Below are 14,367 nucleotides of genomic sequence, written 5' to 3' on the forward strand. Positions count from 1 at the left end.
GCGGCGCGTAGCTCACCTGAGCTACGCGCCGCTTCGCTGTCTTGTGTTGACCGATCCGTCGTCGGCCTAAGAGCTGTGTCCGGCCTAAGAGCTACGTCGGACCTCGAACTGCTCGCCGACGACAGCAGTCTGCGATTCGGTGACGCAATCCAGGCGTCCGTCCAGACGCAGCGAGACGTTGTACTCACCCGGCTTGAGCGCGAACGTGGTGATCGTGATGCTCGTCGCGTTGTCTTCCACGACGACGCGTGGGCTCAGCGACAGCATGCCGTTGTGCAGGACCTCGCATACCTGACCCGGAAAAACGTTGTCCACATCGACGGTGATGGTTCTGGGGCCGCCCAGAACCTCGATCGTGGGAGTGCTCGACCCTACGAGTCTGAGGTAGCTCTTTTCTCTGCGCACGGTCTCGACTTCCCTGTTTGCATGCTCCACCGGAGGGTGGACGCCCGACACGGTCTCGTTGGTACTTCGTGGCGCGACGGAGGACGGATTGGTATTACACGTCGTCATCGCCGTCCACCCGAGCCTCCCTTTACATCGAACGTGCATCCGTCCGCGTTACCGAAACCGCCGCCGAACAGCACCCCTACAGCCGCAACACCGGGAAATCGCGATGTCATCGGTCAGAACATACCCTCCGGCCTGCAAATCTGCGAAACGGAGACGGTCCAACCGAAGCCTTTACGCATCCTTGCACCCTGTAACAGATCGTGCGACACATTCGAGACCCAATTCATTCGTCCGTATCGAAAGCCCGCTGCTCGGCCAGCTCGGCGGCATGCTCGGCCTTTCGCTGTTTCCGCTGCTTGCGCTTGACGCCCACTACAGCGCCGGCGATCCCCAGCGGTACACCGATAGCCGCCCCGATCCAGACGGACCCGAGATCGCCGCTCACGTAGCGACCGAGCAGCCGTACGAACGCTCCACCCACACCCAGCAAGTACAGAACGATGAAGACCGCAAATCTCGCGCGGAGCCATTGCTGAGCGCTCTGCACTTCGACCCCCCGAGCTCGGGAGTACCCAATTACCACGTAGGAGACAGCAAGGAGAGTGACGATGATCCCGATTGCGATCCATGCCCCGGTGACACCCGCCGCGTACGGCAGAATCGCCGCCGAGATGAACCCAATCCACAGCAAACACTGCAAGCCGACGGCCGAGGCCTCGTTCCAGATGTCGCGTTGTAGTTCGTCGGCGTAGAAGTCGTCGTCCAGATCTCCCACGAAGCGGGCAGCTTTGGTGAATGCGCTCATGTTCGTTTCCCTTCGTCGTCGCCGAACAGTGTTTCGACTGTCGTGTCGAGTGCTCGGGCCAGTCGCAGTGCCAGGTACACGCTCGGTGCGTAGTCGCCGCCCTCGACGGAGACGATGCTCTGCCGGCTGACTCCGCAGATGGTGCCGAGTTCGGCCTGCGTGATGCGTGCCTGTTTGCGATGCGCGCGAACGTTGTTGGATCCGGGCATGACAAAAAGTCAACTCCGCTTGTCACAAAATGTCAAGCAGTCTTGTCATTAGCTCGCCTTTACCCAGTCGTAACGCGAGAAACAGACTCGTCACCGCAGAAAATACCAACGCAATAAGTTGCCTTTACTGTTCGCAATCGCGAATACATCTCCGTATACACACTTTCCGAAAGGGCCGTAGATGCCTGCTGTCTCGAAGCGCATGTCCGTCAAGCGCGTCATGGTCGTTCCCGCAGCACTGGCTGCATTGAGCCTGGTTGCCACTGCCTGCGGTAGCAAGGCGAGCGACACCACCACCGCCGATGGCGGCGGAGGCTCGTCCACCTCGTGTGTGGACACCTCCGGTGACACCATCAAGGTCGGCTCGCTCAACTCCCTGTCCGGCACGATGGCGATCAGCGAAGTGACAGTGCGTGATTCGATCGCACTGGCCGTCGAGCAGATCAATGCGGCAGGCGGCGTCAACGGAAAGCAGATCGAGGTCGTCGCAGAGGACGGCGCATCCGAGCCGACCGTGTTCGCCGAGAAGGCCGAGAAACTCATCAGCAGCGACTGTGTCGCAGCAGTTTTCGGTGGCTGGACGTCATCGTCGCGCAAGGCGATGCTGCCGGTGTTCGAGGACAACGACGCACTCCTCTACTACCCCGTGCAGTACGAGGGCCTCGAGGCGTCGAAGAACATCTTCTACACCGGAGCCACCACCAACCAGCAGATCATCCCGGCCCTGGACTACCTGAAGGAGAAGGGCGTCAAGTCCCTCTACCTGGTGGGCAGCGACTACGTGTTCCCGCAGACCGCCAACCGCGAGATCAAGGCGTATGCGGCCGCCAACGGTATCGAGATCAAGGGCGAGGATTACACCCCGCTCGGTTCGACGGACTTCTCCACCATCGTCAACAAGGTCCGCTCCGCCGACGCCGATGCCGTGTTCAACACGCTCAACGGTGATTCCAACGTCGCATTCTTCCGTGAGTACACCAACGCCGGTCTCAAAGCTGCTGACATGCCGGTCATCTCGGTGTCCATCGCCGAGGAAGAGGTGGCGGGCATCGGAGCCGCGAACATCGCGGGCCAGCTGACTGCCTGGAACTACTACCAGACCGTCGACAGCCCGGAGAACACCAAGTTCGTCGCCGACTACAAGGCGAAGTACGGTGCCGACAAGCCCACCTCGGACCCCATGGAAGCCGCGTACACCTCGGTATACCTGTGGAAGAACACCGTCGAGAAGGCAAATTCGTTCGCGGTGGCCGACATTCAGGCCGCAGCCGACGGTGTCAGCTTCGCCGCTCCCGAGGGCGAGGTCGTCATCGACGGCGACAACCACCACATCTCCAAGACTGCCCGCATCGGTGAGATCCGGCCCGACGGCTTGATCTACACGGTGTGGGAGTCCCCCGAGGCCATCGCTCCCGACCCGTTCCTCGAGACCTACGACTGGGCCTCCGACCTCAACTGACCACCACCCATGTGAGTGGAACTTCGTAGCCTGCTACGAAGTTCCACTCACATGCTCCGAAGGAGCTCCCCCATGGACGTCGTGATCGGACAGTTGTTCACCGGCCTGTCGATCGGATCCATTCTCTTGCTCGCCGCCCTCGGGCTCTCACTGACGTTCGGTCAGATGGGCGTCATCAACATGGCACACGGCGAGTTCATCATGGCCGGCTCGTACACGGCCTACGTAGTGCAGCAGATCGTCTCGACCGGCGGCGCATCACTGTTCATCTCGCTCATCGTCGGCTTCCTCGTCGGCGGCGCAATGGGTGTGCTGCTCGAGGTGACGCTGATCCAGCGCATGTACCACCGTCCACTGGACACCCTGCTCGTCACGTTCGGCGTCGGGCTCATCCTGCAACAGCTCGCTCGCGACATCTTCGGTGCCCCGGCGGTCAACGTCGTCTCGCCGGAATGGCTGAGCGGCGGCGTCGACATCCTCGGTGCCGTGGTGCCCAAGACCCGAATCTTCATTCTCGTGCTGGCGGTCGTCGCCGTCGTCGCACTGTCGATCGCGCTGAAGAAGACCGCAATGGGTCGACGCATCCGCGCGGTGGTGCAGAACCGCGATCTCGCGGAAACCTCGGGCATCTCGAGCCGCAGGACCGACATCTCGACGTTCTTCCTCGGCTCCGGTTTGGCGGGTGTCGCGGGCGTGGCACTGACTCTGATCGGATCCACGAGTTCCACTGTGGGACAGAGCTACCTGATCGACGCCTTCCTGGTGGTCGTCGTCGGTGGACTCGGCCAGATCAAGGGCGCGGTGATCGCCGCCTTCGCCCTCGGAATCCTCAACTCGTTCATCGAATACAGCACCACGGCCTCGATCGCCAAGGTCATCGTGTTCGTCCTCATCGTGATCTTCCTGCAGGCCCGCCCGCAGGGCTTGTTCGCCGTCAAGACAAGGAGCCTGGTATGAGCGAGTTCATCGCCAAGCGCGGCGCTCTGCTGGGTTTCGCGCTCGCCGCAATCCTGTTGTTCGCTGTGGCGCCCGCCGTCCTCAGCGACTTCCGGTTGAATCTGCTGGGCAAGTTCATCTGCTACGCGATCGTGGCTGTCGGTATCGGATTGGCCTGGGGCCGAGGCGGAATGCTCACCCTCGGCCAGGGTGTCTTCTTCGGCATCGGTGCCTACATCATGGCTATGCATCTGAAGATCTCCGACGCCGATCTGCGCGGCGACGCGGTACCGGACTTCATGTCCATCGCCGGCATCCGTGAATTGCCCTCGTACTGGCTGCCGTTCACCTCGCCCATCACGACGATCCTGGGCATCCTGTTCGTGCCGGCACTGGTGGCGCTGGTGCTCGGCCTCGGCGTGTTCAAGCGTCGCGTCAAGGGCGCGTACTTCGCGATCCTCAGTCAGGCACTGGCCGCCGCCTTCGCGATCCTGCTCATCGGACAGCAGACCACCGGTGGATCCAACGGGCTCAACAGGTTCCGCACGTTTTTCGGGTTCAACCTCAACGACCCGGCCAACAAGCAGATGCTGTTCTTCATCGCTGCCGGCGTACTGCTCGTCGTCGTCGCCATCACCCGCCAGCTGATGTATTCGCGCTACGGCGAACTACTGGTGGCCGTCCGCGATCAGGAAGAGCGAGTGCGCTTCCTCGGCTACGACCCGGCGAACGTGAAGATCGTCGCGTACGTCGCCGCAGCGTTCTTCGCCGGTCTCGCCGGGGCGCTGTTCGTCCCGATTGTCGGCATCATCTCCCCCAACGACGTCGGCATCGTTCCGTCCATCGCGTTTCTCATCGGCGTCGCCATCGGCGGCCGCACCACTCTGCTCGGCCCGGTTCTCGGCGCGCTCGGAGTCGCGTGGGCGCAGACCACGCTGTCCGAGCAGTTCCCGTCCGGTTGGACGTACGCGCAGGGTCTGCTGTTCGTCGTGGTCGTCGGATTCTTCCCCGCCGGCATCGCCGGACTCTTCGCACTGCGCAAGCGAAAGAAAGAGCCCGAATCGGTCCCCGAGGCCAGCGCGGAACCAGAGAAAGAGCTCGCACGATGATCCATGTCGAAGGCCCGCAGCCCACGTTCGGCGGCAACGCCGGCATGTCCAGTCAGTACCTCGAAGTCCGCGATCTGACAGTCAGTTTCGACGGCTTCAAGGCCAACACCAACGTCGATCTGACGCTGATGCAGGGCGATCTTCGCTTCCTCATCGGACCGAACGGAGCCGGCAAGACCACGCTGATCGACGCCATCACCGGTCTCGTTCCGGCCACCGGCTCTGTCACCAAGTCCGGAGTGGAACTGCTGGGCAAGAAGGTGCATCAGATCGCCCGGCTCGGTATCGGTCGAACCTTCCAGACGGCCAGCATCTTCGAAAATTTGACGGTGCTGCAGAACCTGGACATCGCCGCTGGGTCCGGACGATCCGTGCTGACGATGTTGCGCCGTCGGGCATCGGTTCTGCCGCAGATCGAGGAGGCCCTCGAGACGATCGGCCTGACGGCCCAGAGAGACAAGGCCGCAGGAATTCTGGCGCACGGCCAGAAGCAGTGGCTAGAGATCGGAATGTTGTTGGTGCAGAACGCCGATGTGCTCCTTCTCGACGAGCCGGTCGCCGGCATGAGCCACGAGGAACGTGAGGAGACGGGCCAGCTGCTGCAACGCATCGGCGGTGAACGGACCGTGGTGGTGGTGGAGCACGACATGGACTTCATGCGGATGTTCGCGACCTCGGTGACAGTACTGGCGGCCGGACGCGTTCTGGCCGAGGGCACCGTGGCCGAGGTGCAGGCCGATCCGAAGGTTCAGCAGGTCTACCTCGGCACCGCCGCGGCGGGCGAGGAACTCGAGCACATCGCAGAAGAGGGAGCCGATCATGCTTGAACTGGTCGACGTCAGAACAGGTTACGGCCGCAGCGAGGTCGTTCACGGTGCGTCGCTGACGGTTCCGGCCGACGGTGTCGCGGCGGTGATGGGCCACAACGGTGCGGGCAAGACGACGCTGCTGCGCGCGGCGGTCGGGCTGTTGAAAGTGAACTCGGGCAAGGTCATGTTCGACGGTGAGGACGTCAGTGCGTTGCGGCCCAGCGCCCGCGTCGCCCGCGGACTGGCGTACGTGCCACAGGGCCAGCAGTCGTTCGGTCAGTTGACGACAGCGGAGAATCTGCAGGTGGTGGCCGACGGGCGCAAGCGCGGCAAGGCACTGATCGACGAGGCACTCGACCTCTTTCCGGCGCTGAAGGAATTGCTGAATCGCAGAGCCGGCCTACTGTCCGGCGGCCAGCGCCAACAGCTCGCCATCGCACGAGCATTGATCACCGAACCGCGGATGCTGATTCTCGACGAGCCGACCGAGGGTATTCAGCCGTCGGTCGTCGCCGAGATCGAGCGCACCGTCATCGAGCTCACCCGCCGCGGCGGTCTCGGAGTTCTGTTGGTGGAGCAGCACATCGGCTTCGCATTGGAATCTGCCCAGAAGTACTACATTCTCGAGGCCGGCCGGATCACGTCCACCGGTGTGGGCGGATCCGATTCCGAGGCCGACGTGCGCGCAGCCATGGCGATCTGACCGGGCGTATCGTGCCGCGCAAGGACCTTCGCGAGAAGGTCTATTCGTCACTGCGCCGGGATCTGATCTCCGGTGCGATCGGCTCCACGGAACGGCTCGGCGAGGAGCGTCTCGCCGAGCTGTACGGCGTCTCGCGCACGCCTGTGCGGGAGGCGCTGGCACGTCTGCAAGCCGACGGTCTGGTCGTGCGCGACGAGGCCGGTCTGCATCCCTATCGTCCCCGGCTCGGCGACCTACCGGATCTGTACGAACTGCGGTCGACTCTCGAGTCCCGCGGAATCACTCGCTCGACGCCGCAGTCCTTCGATCGGGCTGCCTTGTCGGCGTTGGCGGCGACGTGGGCCGGGCTGCGTGCGCACCCACCGGAGACCACCGACGACATGGTCGCCATGGACGAGCAGTTCCATGTCGCGTTGTCGGCCGCTTCGGGCAATGCGGCTCTGACCGAGGCCCTGTGCGCCGTCAACGCCAAGGTGCGGCCCGTGCGTATTCTCGGTGGTCTCGACGCCTCGGCCGTGGTCTCGGCGATCGATGAACATCTCGCGATCGTCGAGCACCTACTGGCCGGGCAGCTGGACACGGCGCTGAATATGCTTGTTGCACATATCGATTCGTCCCGCGACCGAGTGGTCGAGCGCGCCCGTCAGGCAGCGGCGTTGGCCGGCGCGGTCCGAATCTGACGCGTCAGTTGGAAGCCGACAGAATACGATCGATGTCGTCTAGCACGGTTTGCCCGCCCATGGGCCCGACGCCGGTGATCCAGTACGACAGGTCCACCGCGTGCGGGTTGGGCAGTGCCGCAGCGTTGGCGGTGATCGACGACGGGATCGCGGCGGGGTCCGACGGGTTGTCGGCGGTGACGACGATCAGGTCCGCTGCCGCCTGAGCCGCGAGCTCGGGCGAGAGGTCGACCGAGATCTCGTCGGCCCATTCCGGCCGCGGCGGGGTGGTGAATCCGGCGCATTCGAGCGTGCTTCCGGCGAACGACGACGGCCCGTACAGGGTCAGCTCACCACTGCGCGGCCTGATCAATTGCGCTGTTTTCCCGGCGGTGTCGTGCTTTTCGGCGATCTCGGCGCACCGGTCGTCGTAGGCGGTGAGCAGTTCCTCGGCCTTCGCTTCCTTGCCGAGAACGCGCCCGACGAATCGGACACTGTCGCGCCACGGATCGGACTGGGAGGCGATGAACACCGTCGGCGCGATGGCGGAGAGTTGGTCGTAGTACTGCGCGTGCCGAGTCTCCGTCCCGAGAATGAGGTCGGGTTGCGCGGCCGCAATGTCCTCGATGGTCGGTTCGGCCACGGTGCCGACCGTGGCGATGCCGGCCGCTTCCGTACCGAGATAGGTCGGTACACCGGCAGTTTCGCTGAGCACCGCCGTGCCGACGGGCACGATGCCGAGCGCGACCGTGGTGTCGAGTTCCACCGGTTCCAGGGTGACGACCCGCAGAGGATTGTCGGGAACGTCGATCGAGCCTCGAACGGTCTCGACCGTTCGAGTCGCTTCGCCGGCGGACCCGTCGGCGGTATCGGCCGACGAGCATGCCGTCGCTCCTGCCGCCACCGCGAGCGCGGTGATGGCCAACGCTGTCAGACCGAGCTTGAACTGCACCACTTCGAGGGACCTCCGGGTAGAACAATGCGAGACACAAAGGAGGTTAGCCTACCCTCCAGATCATCACCCCGCCGCGTCCCCGAGCGGCGGAGCTACCAGTCGGTAAGATGTGATCGTGACCACTCCTCGCATTCCGTCCGGTACCGCCCGCACTCTCGGCCCCGTCAACTGGGTCATCTGCAAGGTCATCGCCAAAGGCGCGGGAGTACCCAACCCCCACCTGTTCACCACTCTCGGTCGAACCGGTGGCCTGTACCGGGCGTGGCTGTTCTACAGCGGCCATCTGATGCCGGGCGGAAAGATCTCCCGCAAGGAATCGGAAATGGTGATTCTCCGGGTGGCGCACCTGCGCGAATCGGCATACGAGATGGACCACCACATCCGCCTGGGCCGTCGAGCCGGCATCGACCGAGACCTGCTCGAGCTGATCATGACCGGCCCGCACGCCCCTGGGCTGTCGACTCGCTACCGCACCATCCTCACTGCCGTCGACGAGCTGATCGAGACCAAGACGCTCACCGACGCCACGTGGTCCGAACTGGCGACCCAGTTCGACGAACGTCGCCTCATCGAATTCGTCTTGCTGGTCACCCAATACGACGGGCTCGCAACCACACTGGGCACCCTCCGCGTCGAACGCGACTACGGCGACCGGCCGCCACGACGATGAACGAGACACCCGAGACTGCACTGCGCCGCGCTCTGGCGATGATCGAACCGGAGTCGGTCCGCACGAGCGCCCGGATCGACGGCGACTACGTCGAACTCATGGACGACGCCAAGGCCCCCAATCCGACGATGGCCAGCCGAGCGATGAACAACCGCGGTGTCGCGGCGATCTACGAGAACATCTGGCGACCGTTCGGCGTATCGATGATGGGAATCGGCGGGCTGCCCATGTCCGCCGAACGCGCCAAGGCCGTCGCCGACTTGCGGTTACACGGGCCACAGCGAGTCCTGGACGTCGCCTGCGGCCCCGGCAACTTCACCAGGTTCCTGTCGGAGCAGCTGACCGAGGACGGTATCGCCGTCGGCTTCGATATCTCCGAGGCCATGATCGCTCGTGCAGTGCGCGACAATCGGGGGCCGCGTGCGGCATACGTTCGCGGCGATGCGGCCGAACTCCCGTACGCCGACGCGACATTCGACGCCGTATGCTGTTATGCCGCACTGTATCTCGTGCCACATCCACTGCAGGTGGTCGACGAGCTCATCCGCGTCCTGCGACCGGGTGGACGCATCGCCATCATGACCAGCTGTGAACTGGGCCTGGCACCGCTGCGTACCGTCGTCGGCCTGGGATCTGCCGCCGTCGGGGTACGCATGTTCCCGAAGGGGCAGTTCACCGAGATGTTCGCTGCTGCGGGCATGACCGACATCGAGCAGGGCATCCGCGGTCTCGCCCAATTCGTCAGTGCCACCAAGAATTAGCGCTACCGACCCTGCTACACCCCCCGGCAATGCGAGACCTGACCGTGGTCAAGAACGAACCGGAAGGGCTTCTTACTGATACTTTGGCAAACAGACCGATCAGACTGGGAGCCACACAGTGACACACGCACCGGACCGTACTCGTATCGAGTTTCCCGATATCTCCTCTCGCACTTGGGAACACCCTTCGGACCGAGCAGCCTTGGTCACTCTTCGCACCCTCAAGGGCTTCGACACGGTGCTGCGAACGCTGTCCGGACTGCTGCGCGAGAGACAGCATCGCCTGATGTACTTGGCCACCGCGGTGCGTGTCGACGAACGCCAGTTCAAGGATCTGAACGATCTTCGAGCCGATTGTGTGCAGATTCTCGGCGCGGAGGAAACTCCGGAGCTGTTCGTGGTTCAGTCGCCGATGGTCAACGCGTTCACCATCGGGATGGATCGACCGTTCATCGTCCTGACCACCGGCATGCTCGACATCATGACCTACGAGGAACAGCGATTCGTGGTCGGCCACGAACTGGGCCACGCCCTGTCCGGCCACGCGGTGTACCGCACCGTTCTCATGCACCTGATGCGCCTCGCCGGCACGGTCGGCTGGGTTCCGGTGGGCGGCTGGGCCTTGCGCGCGGTCATCGCGGGGCTGATGGAATGGCAGCGCAAATCCGAATTATCCGGCGACAGAGCAGGTTTGCTGTGCGGACAGGATGTGCACACCGCGATCAGCGTGCAGCTCAAGTTGGCGGGCGGCGCACGTATCAGCGAAATCGACGTCGACGCCTTCCTCGCTCAGGCCGCCGAGTACGAGGCCAGTGGAGATCTGCGCGACGGCGTGCTCAAGCTGCTCAATCTCGAACTCCTCTCGCACCCGTTCTCGGTGCTGCGAGCTGCGGAACTGAAGAAGTGGGTCGACACCGGCGAGTACGCGGCGATCCTTCGTGGCGACTACCCACGCCGGTCCACCGACCACGAGGCCAAGGTGTCGGAGGAGTTCCGTAACGCGGCCCGCACGTACAAAAACAACTTCGACACGTCGGAGGACCCGCTGATCAAGACGGTCCGCGACATCGGCAGCGGCTTCACCGGTGCCGTCGACGCCGTCGGCAACGGAATCGGTGACGTGGCGTCGGACATCAAGGGCCGATTCGACCACTGGCGAAAGTCCTAGCACCCCAGAACTAAGCGAACGGCGGCGACCACCGAGGTGGTCGCCGCCGTTCGTCGTTCTACAGCAGAGATCAGAAGTTGATCATGTGGCCTGCGAGGCCGTGGATCGCTTCCTGCAGTGCCTCCGACAGCGTCGGGTGCGTGTGGACGTTGCGGGCCAGCTCGTTGACCGTCAGGTCCCACTTCTGGGCCAGGGTCAGCTCCGGCAGCAGCTCCGAGACGTCCGGTCCGATGAGGTGGCCACCGAGCAGCTCACCGTGCTCGGTGTCGGCGATGAGCTTGACGAAGCCCGTCGCGTCGCCCAGGCCGTGTGCCTTGCCGTTGGCGGCGAACGGGAAGTTCGCGACCTTGATGTCGGATCCACGAGCCTGCGCTTCTTCGCGGGCCTGGTCCTCGGTGAGACCGAAGCTCGCGACCTGCGGCTGGCAGAACGTGGCGCGCGGCATCATGCGGTAGTCGTCGATCGGCAATGTCTCTGCGCCGCCGATGGTTTCGGCAGCCACCACGGCCTGCGCCTCCGCCACGTGGGCGAGCTGGAGCTTGGCGGTGACGTCGCCGATGGCGTAGATGTGCGGGACGTTGGTCTGCATCGTGTTCGTGATGCCGATGGCACCGCGATCGGTGAGCTCGACACCGGTCTTCTCGAGACCGAAGCCCTCGACGCGAGGAGCGAATCCGACGGACTGCATCACCTTGTCGACGGTGAAGGTCTCGCTCTCACCGGACTTGTTGTGCTTGATCTCGACGGTGACCTTGGAGCCGTCGTCGTCGATGCTCTGCACACCCGCGCCGGTGATGACCTTGACGCCGAGCTTCTTGTACTGCTTCTCGATCTCCTTCGAGACGTCCTTGTCCTCGTTGGGGAGCGCGCGATCGAGGAACTCTACGATGGTGACGTCGACTCCGTAGTTCTTCAGGACGTACCCGAACTCCATACCGATGGCGCCCGCGCCGACGATGAGGATCGATCCCGGCAGATCCTTGGTCATGATCTGCTCTTCGTACGTGACGACGTTCTTGCTGAGCTCGGTTCCCGGGAGCAGCTTGGTGGTGCTGCCGGTCGCGATGATCGCGTTGTCGAACGTGATCGTCTCGGTGCCGCCCTTGGACAGTTCGACCTCGATGGTGTTGGCATCGGTGAACGTGCCCTGGCCGTCGTACTCGGGGATCTTGTTCTTCTTCATCAAGAAGTGGATGCCCTTGACGCGTCCGTCCGCGACCTTGCGGCTGCGGTCGAATGCTGCACCGAAGTCGAAGGATGCTTCACCCGAGATACCGAACAGCTTGGCCTCCTTGGTGAAGAGGTGCGCCAGCTCGGCGTTACGGAGAAGCGCCTTCGAGGGGATGCAGCCCACGTTCAGGCACACACCGCCCCAATACTTCTTCTCGATGATGGCAGTGCTGAGTCCGAGTTGTGCCGCGCGGATAGCAGCGACGTACCCACCGGGACCGGCTCCGAGGACAACGACGTCATAGTGTGAGGTCACGAGTCCCCAGCGTAGTCGTGCCCTCCGACACTGTCTCGACCTGGTCTTCGTTACCAGCCGGTAGCCTCGCACGCGTCCTGCACCCGACCGCACGTGTGCTGCTAGAACTGTGCCATGGCTTTCTCGGACGACCCGTACCTCTGGCTCGAAGACGTCACCGGCGACGACGCACTCGCGTGGGTACGCGAGAAGAACGAGGTGACGATCCAGGCGCTGGCAGGCGAGCGTTTCGACGCCACCGTGGCGGGTGTACGCGAGATTCTCGACACCGATGCGCGGATCCCGTACGCACGCAGGCGCGGGCAGTTCCTCTACAACTTCTGGCGCGACGCCGAGCACATCCGCGGGGTGTGGCGGCGCACCACGATGGACGAGTACCGCACGGACGAACCCGCATGGGACGTCCTGCTCGATCTCGATGCCCTGGCCGCCGACGAGGGCGAGAACTGGGTGTGGGGCGGCGCTCAGGTACTGCGCCCCGACCAGCTGCGCGCTCTGGTGACGCTGTCCCGAGGCGGTGCCGACGCGACGGTGGTACGCGAGTTCGATCTCGACTCCCGCACGTTCCGCGCTGCGGAGGACGGCGGTTTCACGCTGCCCGAGGCCAAGACCGATATCGGCTGGATCGACGCCGACACGGTCTTCGTCGGCACCGATTTCGGACCGGGGTCCCTGACCGAATCCGGCTATCCGCGCATCACCAAGCGATGGCACCGGGGCACCCCGCTCGCCGACGCGGAGACCGTCTACGAGGGCGAATCCCAGGACATTTCGATCTCCGCGTGGCACGACCGCACGCCCGGATTCGAGCGCGACTTCGTGCAGCGGTCCACCGACTTCTACAACTCCGAGACCTACGTGCTCGACGGTACGGCGGTGACCCGCATTCCGACGCCGACGGACGCATCGACGTCGGTCCACGAGAACTGGCTGCTGATTCGGACGATGACCGAGTGGACCTACGACGGTGTCACCCATCCGGCGGGCGCTCTGCTCGCGGCCGACTTCGACCAATTCATGAGCGGCACAGCATCTCTGGCGGTTCTGTTCACTCCGGACGAGCACACATCCCTGCATCAGTACGCCTGGACCGAGAATCATCTGCTGCTGGTGACGCTGCAGGATGTCCGCACTCGTCTGCATGTGCTCACCCCTCGTGCGCGTTTTGCGTACCTGGAGGGGCGCAAAACGCGCACGACGGAGTGGGATACGACCACCGTCGACGGGCTGTCGGAGTTGGCGTCGACCGAGATCATCGGTACGGACGCCGAGGAGAACGGGGACGAGTTCTTCCTCGGCTCCTCGGGTTACCTCACCCCGGCCACGCTGTTGGTCGGCACGGTCGGCGGCGCGCTCGAGGTACTGAAGCAGGCTCCCGCCTTCTTCGACGCGGACGGCATGACGGTGCAGCAGTTCTTCGCGGAGTCGGACGACGGCACCGCGATCCCCTACTTCGTCGTCCGACGCGGCGACGCAGGCCCCGGCCCGACACTGCTGTACGGCTACGGCGGCTTCGAGATCTCGATGACGCCCGGCTACAGCGGAGCGATGGGTCGAACGTGGCTCGAGCGCGGCGGCACCTACGTCGTTGCCAACATCCGCGGCGGCGGCGAGTACGGACCGTCCTGGCACACCCAGGTGTTGCGAGCGGGCCGGCATCTGGTCCACGAGGACTTCGCCGCGGTCGCGCGCGATTTGGTGGCCCGAGGGATCACCACCGCCGACCGCTTGGCCGCCCAGGGCGGCAGCAACGGCGGCCTGCTGATGGGCATCATGGAAACGAAGTACCCGGAACTGTTCGGGGCGTTGGTATGTCAGGTCCCGCTACTGGATATGAAGCGGTACCACCTGTTGCTCGCGGGAGCGTCCTGGGTGGCCGAGTACGGCAACCCCGACGACCCCGCCGAATGGGAGTTCATCTCGCAGTACTCCCCGTACCAGAACGTCGTGGCCGCGTCCGAGCGGAAGTACCCACCGATACTCATCGCCACGTCCACCCGAGACGATCGAGTCCATCCCGGACACGCGCGCAAGATGGCTGCGCGGCTGGCCGAGCTCGGTCAGGACGTGAGCTACTACGAGAACATCGAGGGCGGCCACGGTGGGGCGTCGGACAATGCGCAGCTGGCGTTCAAGACCGCACTGACGTACGAGTTCCTGTGGCGGCACCTCGAGAGCCGGTGAT

15 protein-coding genes are annotated in these 14,367 nt (G+C 64.0%); 10 read left to right on the forward strand and 5 right to left on the reverse strand.

All coding sequences use genetic code 11. From position 1 onward, the window contains the following. Nucleotides 1–84: 84 nt before the first annotated feature. The 3 genes from CH278_RS21180 to CH278_RS21190 all read right to left on the reverse strand — a co-directional run bounded on the left by CH278_RS21180 (nt 85) and on the right by CH278_RS21190 (nt 1,467). Nucleotides 85–513, reverse strand: coding sequence for a hypothetical protein (locus CH278_RS21180; RefSeq protein ID WP_052056973.1), 429 nt, complete (start codon nt 511–513; stop codon nt 85–87). 223 nt (nt 514–736) lie between these two features. Next, on the reverse strand, nt 737–1,258 hold the full coding sequence (locus tag CH278_RS21185; protein WP_094622765.1) for a hypothetical protein: 522 nt from the start codon (nt 1,256–1,258) through the stop codon (nt 737–739). Continuing rightward, nucleotides 1,255–1,467, reverse strand: a complete 213-nt coding sequence (locus tag CH278_RS21190; protein WP_027498412.1) for a helix-turn-helix transcriptional regulator — start codon at nt 1,465–1,467, stop codon at nt 1,255–1,257. Before CH278_RS21190 ends, CH278_RS21185 begins: the two co-directional genes overlap by 4 nt. Nucleotides 1,468–1,648: 181 nt before the next feature. Here CH278_RS21190 and urtA point away from each other — a divergent pair, with 181 nt between their 5' ends. From urtA to CH278_RS21220, 6 genes are all read left to right on the forward strand, one after another. Further along, the gene (gene urtA / locus CH278_RS21195; protein ID WP_094622766.1) at nt 1,649–2,926 is read left to right on the forward strand and encodes an urea ABC transporter substrate-binding protein; all 1,278 of its coding nucleotides are present in this window, start codon (nt 1,649–1,651) and stop codon (nt 2,924–2,926) included. 72 nt (nt 2,927–2,998) lie between these two features. Then, on the forward strand, nt 2,999–3,883 hold the full coding sequence (gene urtB, locus CH278_RS21200; protein WP_027498414.1) for an urea ABC transporter permease subunit UrtB: 885 nt from the start codon (nt 2,999–3,001) through the stop codon (nt 3,881–3,883). Next, nucleotides 3,880–4,971: an urea ABC transporter permease subunit UrtC gene (urtC, locus tag CH278_RS21205; RefSeq protein WP_027498415.1), complete on the forward strand. Its 1,092-nt coding sequence runs from the start codon at nt 3,880–3,882 to the stop codon at nt 4,969–4,971. The genes urtB and urtC overlap by 4 nt, the downstream gene beginning before the upstream one ends. Then, on the forward strand, nt 4,968–5,798 hold the full coding sequence (gene urtD, locus CH278_RS21210; protein ID WP_027498416.1) for an urea ABC transporter ATP-binding protein UrtD: 831 nt from the start codon (nt 4,968–4,970) through the stop codon (nt 5,796–5,798). The genes urtC and urtD overlap by 4 nt, the downstream gene beginning before the upstream one ends. Then, nucleotides 5,791–6,483 carry an urea ABC transporter ATP-binding subunit UrtE gene (gene urtE / locus CH278_RS21215; protein ID WP_032373723.1) on the forward strand — a complete coding sequence of 231 codons (693 nt, stop codon included), beginning with the start codon at nt 5,791–5,793 and terminating at the stop codon, nt 6,481–6,483. The genes urtD and urtE overlap by 8 nt, the downstream gene beginning before the upstream one ends. Before the next feature lie 11 nt (nt 6,484–6,494). Next, complete coding sequence (locus CH278_RS21220) at nt 6,495–7,163, forward strand: GntR family transcriptional regulator (RefSeq protein ID WP_094622767.1); 669 nt, start codon at nt 6,495–6,497, stop codon at nt 7,161–7,163. A gap of 4 nt (nt 7,164–7,167) precedes the next feature. Here CH278_RS21220 and CH278_RS21225 read toward each other — a convergent pair whose 3' ends face one another. Continuing rightward, on the reverse strand, nt 7,168–8,097 hold the full coding sequence (locus tag CH278_RS21225; RefSeq protein ID WP_032381218.1) for an ABC transporter substrate-binding protein: 930 nt from the start codon (nt 8,095–8,097) through the stop codon (nt 7,168–7,170). A gap of 109 nt (nt 8,098–8,206) precedes the next feature. On the opposite strand from CH278_RS21225, the gene CH278_RS21230 reads away from it, so the two are divergent. The 3 genes from CH278_RS21230 to CH278_RS21240 all read left to right on the forward strand — a co-directional run bounded on the left by CH278_RS21230 (nt 8,207) and on the right by CH278_RS21240 (nt 10,696). Then, nucleotides 8,207–8,767 (forward strand): carboxymuconolactone decarboxylase family protein, encoded by a 561-nt coding sequence (locus CH278_RS21230; RefSeq protein WP_027498420.1) that lies wholly within the window; start codon nt 8,207–8,209, stop codon nt 8,765–8,767. Continuing rightward, a complete protein-coding gene (locus CH278_RS21235) occupies nt 8,764–9,528 on the forward strand; it encodes a class I SAM-dependent methyltransferase (RefSeq protein WP_256991888.1) in 765 nt (254 codons plus the stop codon). The genes CH278_RS21230 and CH278_RS21235 overlap by 4 nt, the downstream gene beginning before the upstream one ends. Before the next feature lie 118 nt (nt 9,529–9,646). Beyond that, nucleotides 9,647–10,696 (forward strand): M48 family metallopeptidase, encoded by a 1,050-nt coding sequence (locus CH278_RS21240; protein ID WP_094622768.1) that lies wholly within the window; start codon nt 9,647–9,649, stop codon nt 10,694–10,696. A gap of 70 nt (nt 10,697–10,766) precedes the next feature. Here CH278_RS21240 and lpdA read toward each other — a convergent pair whose 3' ends face one another. Beyond that, nucleotides 10,767–12,182 carry a dihydrolipoyl dehydrogenase gene (gene lpdA / locus CH278_RS21245; RefSeq protein ID WP_032365160.1) on the reverse strand — a complete coding sequence of 472 codons (1,416 nt, stop codon included), beginning with the start codon at nt 12,180–12,182 and terminating at the stop codon, nt 10,767–10,769. A gap of 114 nt (nt 12,183–12,296) precedes the next feature. Between lpdA and CH278_RS21250 the strand changes: the two genes are divergently transcribed. Next, a complete protein-coding gene (locus tag CH278_RS21250) occupies nt 12,297–14,366 on the forward strand; it encodes a prolyl oligopeptidase family serine peptidase (RefSeq protein ID WP_094622769.1) in 2,070 nt (689 codons plus the stop codon). Nucleotide 14,367 lies beyond the last annotated feature (1 nt).

The organism is Rhodococcus sp. 05-2254-5 (genome assembly GCF_002258575.1).
GTDB lineage: Bacteria > Actinomycetota > Actinomycetes > Mycobacteriales > Mycobacteriaceae > Rhodococcoides > Rhodococcoides fascians.

What these genes read in the sequence shown, in the direction of transcription:
- urtA (WP_094622766.1), top strand. Translation starts at nt 1,649, where the DNA reads ATGCCTGCTGTCTCGAAGCGCATGTCCGTCAAGCGCGTCATGGTCGTT.
- urtE (WP_032373723.1), top strand. Translation starts at nt 5,791, where the DNA reads ATGCTTGAACTGGTCGACGTCAGAACAGGTTACGGCCGCAGCGAGGTC.
- CH278_RS21190 (WP_027498412.1), bottom strand. Translation starts at nt 1,467, where the DNA reads ATGCCCGGATCCAACAACGTTCGCGCGCATCGCAAACAGGCACGCATC.
- CH278_RS21185 (WP_094622765.1), bottom strand. Translation starts at nt 1,258, where the DNA reads ATGAGCGCATTCACCAAAGCTGCCCGCTTCGTGGGAGATCTGGACGAC.
- urtD (WP_027498416.1), top strand. Translation starts at nt 4,968, where the DNA reads ATGATCCATGTCGAAGGCCCGCAGCCCACGTTCGGCGGCAACGCCGGC.
- CH278_RS21235 (WP_256991888.1), top strand. Translation starts at nt 8,764, where the DNA reads ATGAACGAGACACCCGAGACTGCACTGCGCCGCGCTCTGGCGATGATC.
- CH278_RS21180 (WP_052056973.1), bottom strand. Translation starts at nt 513, where the DNA reads ATGACGACGTGTAATACCAATCCGTCCTCCGTCGCGCCACGAAGTACC.
- urtB (WP_027498414.1), top strand. Translation starts at nt 2,999, where the DNA reads ATGGACGTCGTGATCGGACAGTTGTTCACCGGCCTGTCGATCGGATCC.
- urtC (WP_027498415.1), top strand. Translation starts at nt 3,880, where the DNA reads ATGAGCGAGTTCATCGCCAAGCGCGGCGCTCTGCTGGGTTTCGCGCTC.
- CH278_RS21250 (WP_094622769.1), top strand. Translation starts at nt 12,297, where the DNA reads ATGGCTTTCTCGGACGACCCGTACCTCTGGCTCGAAGACGTCACCGGC.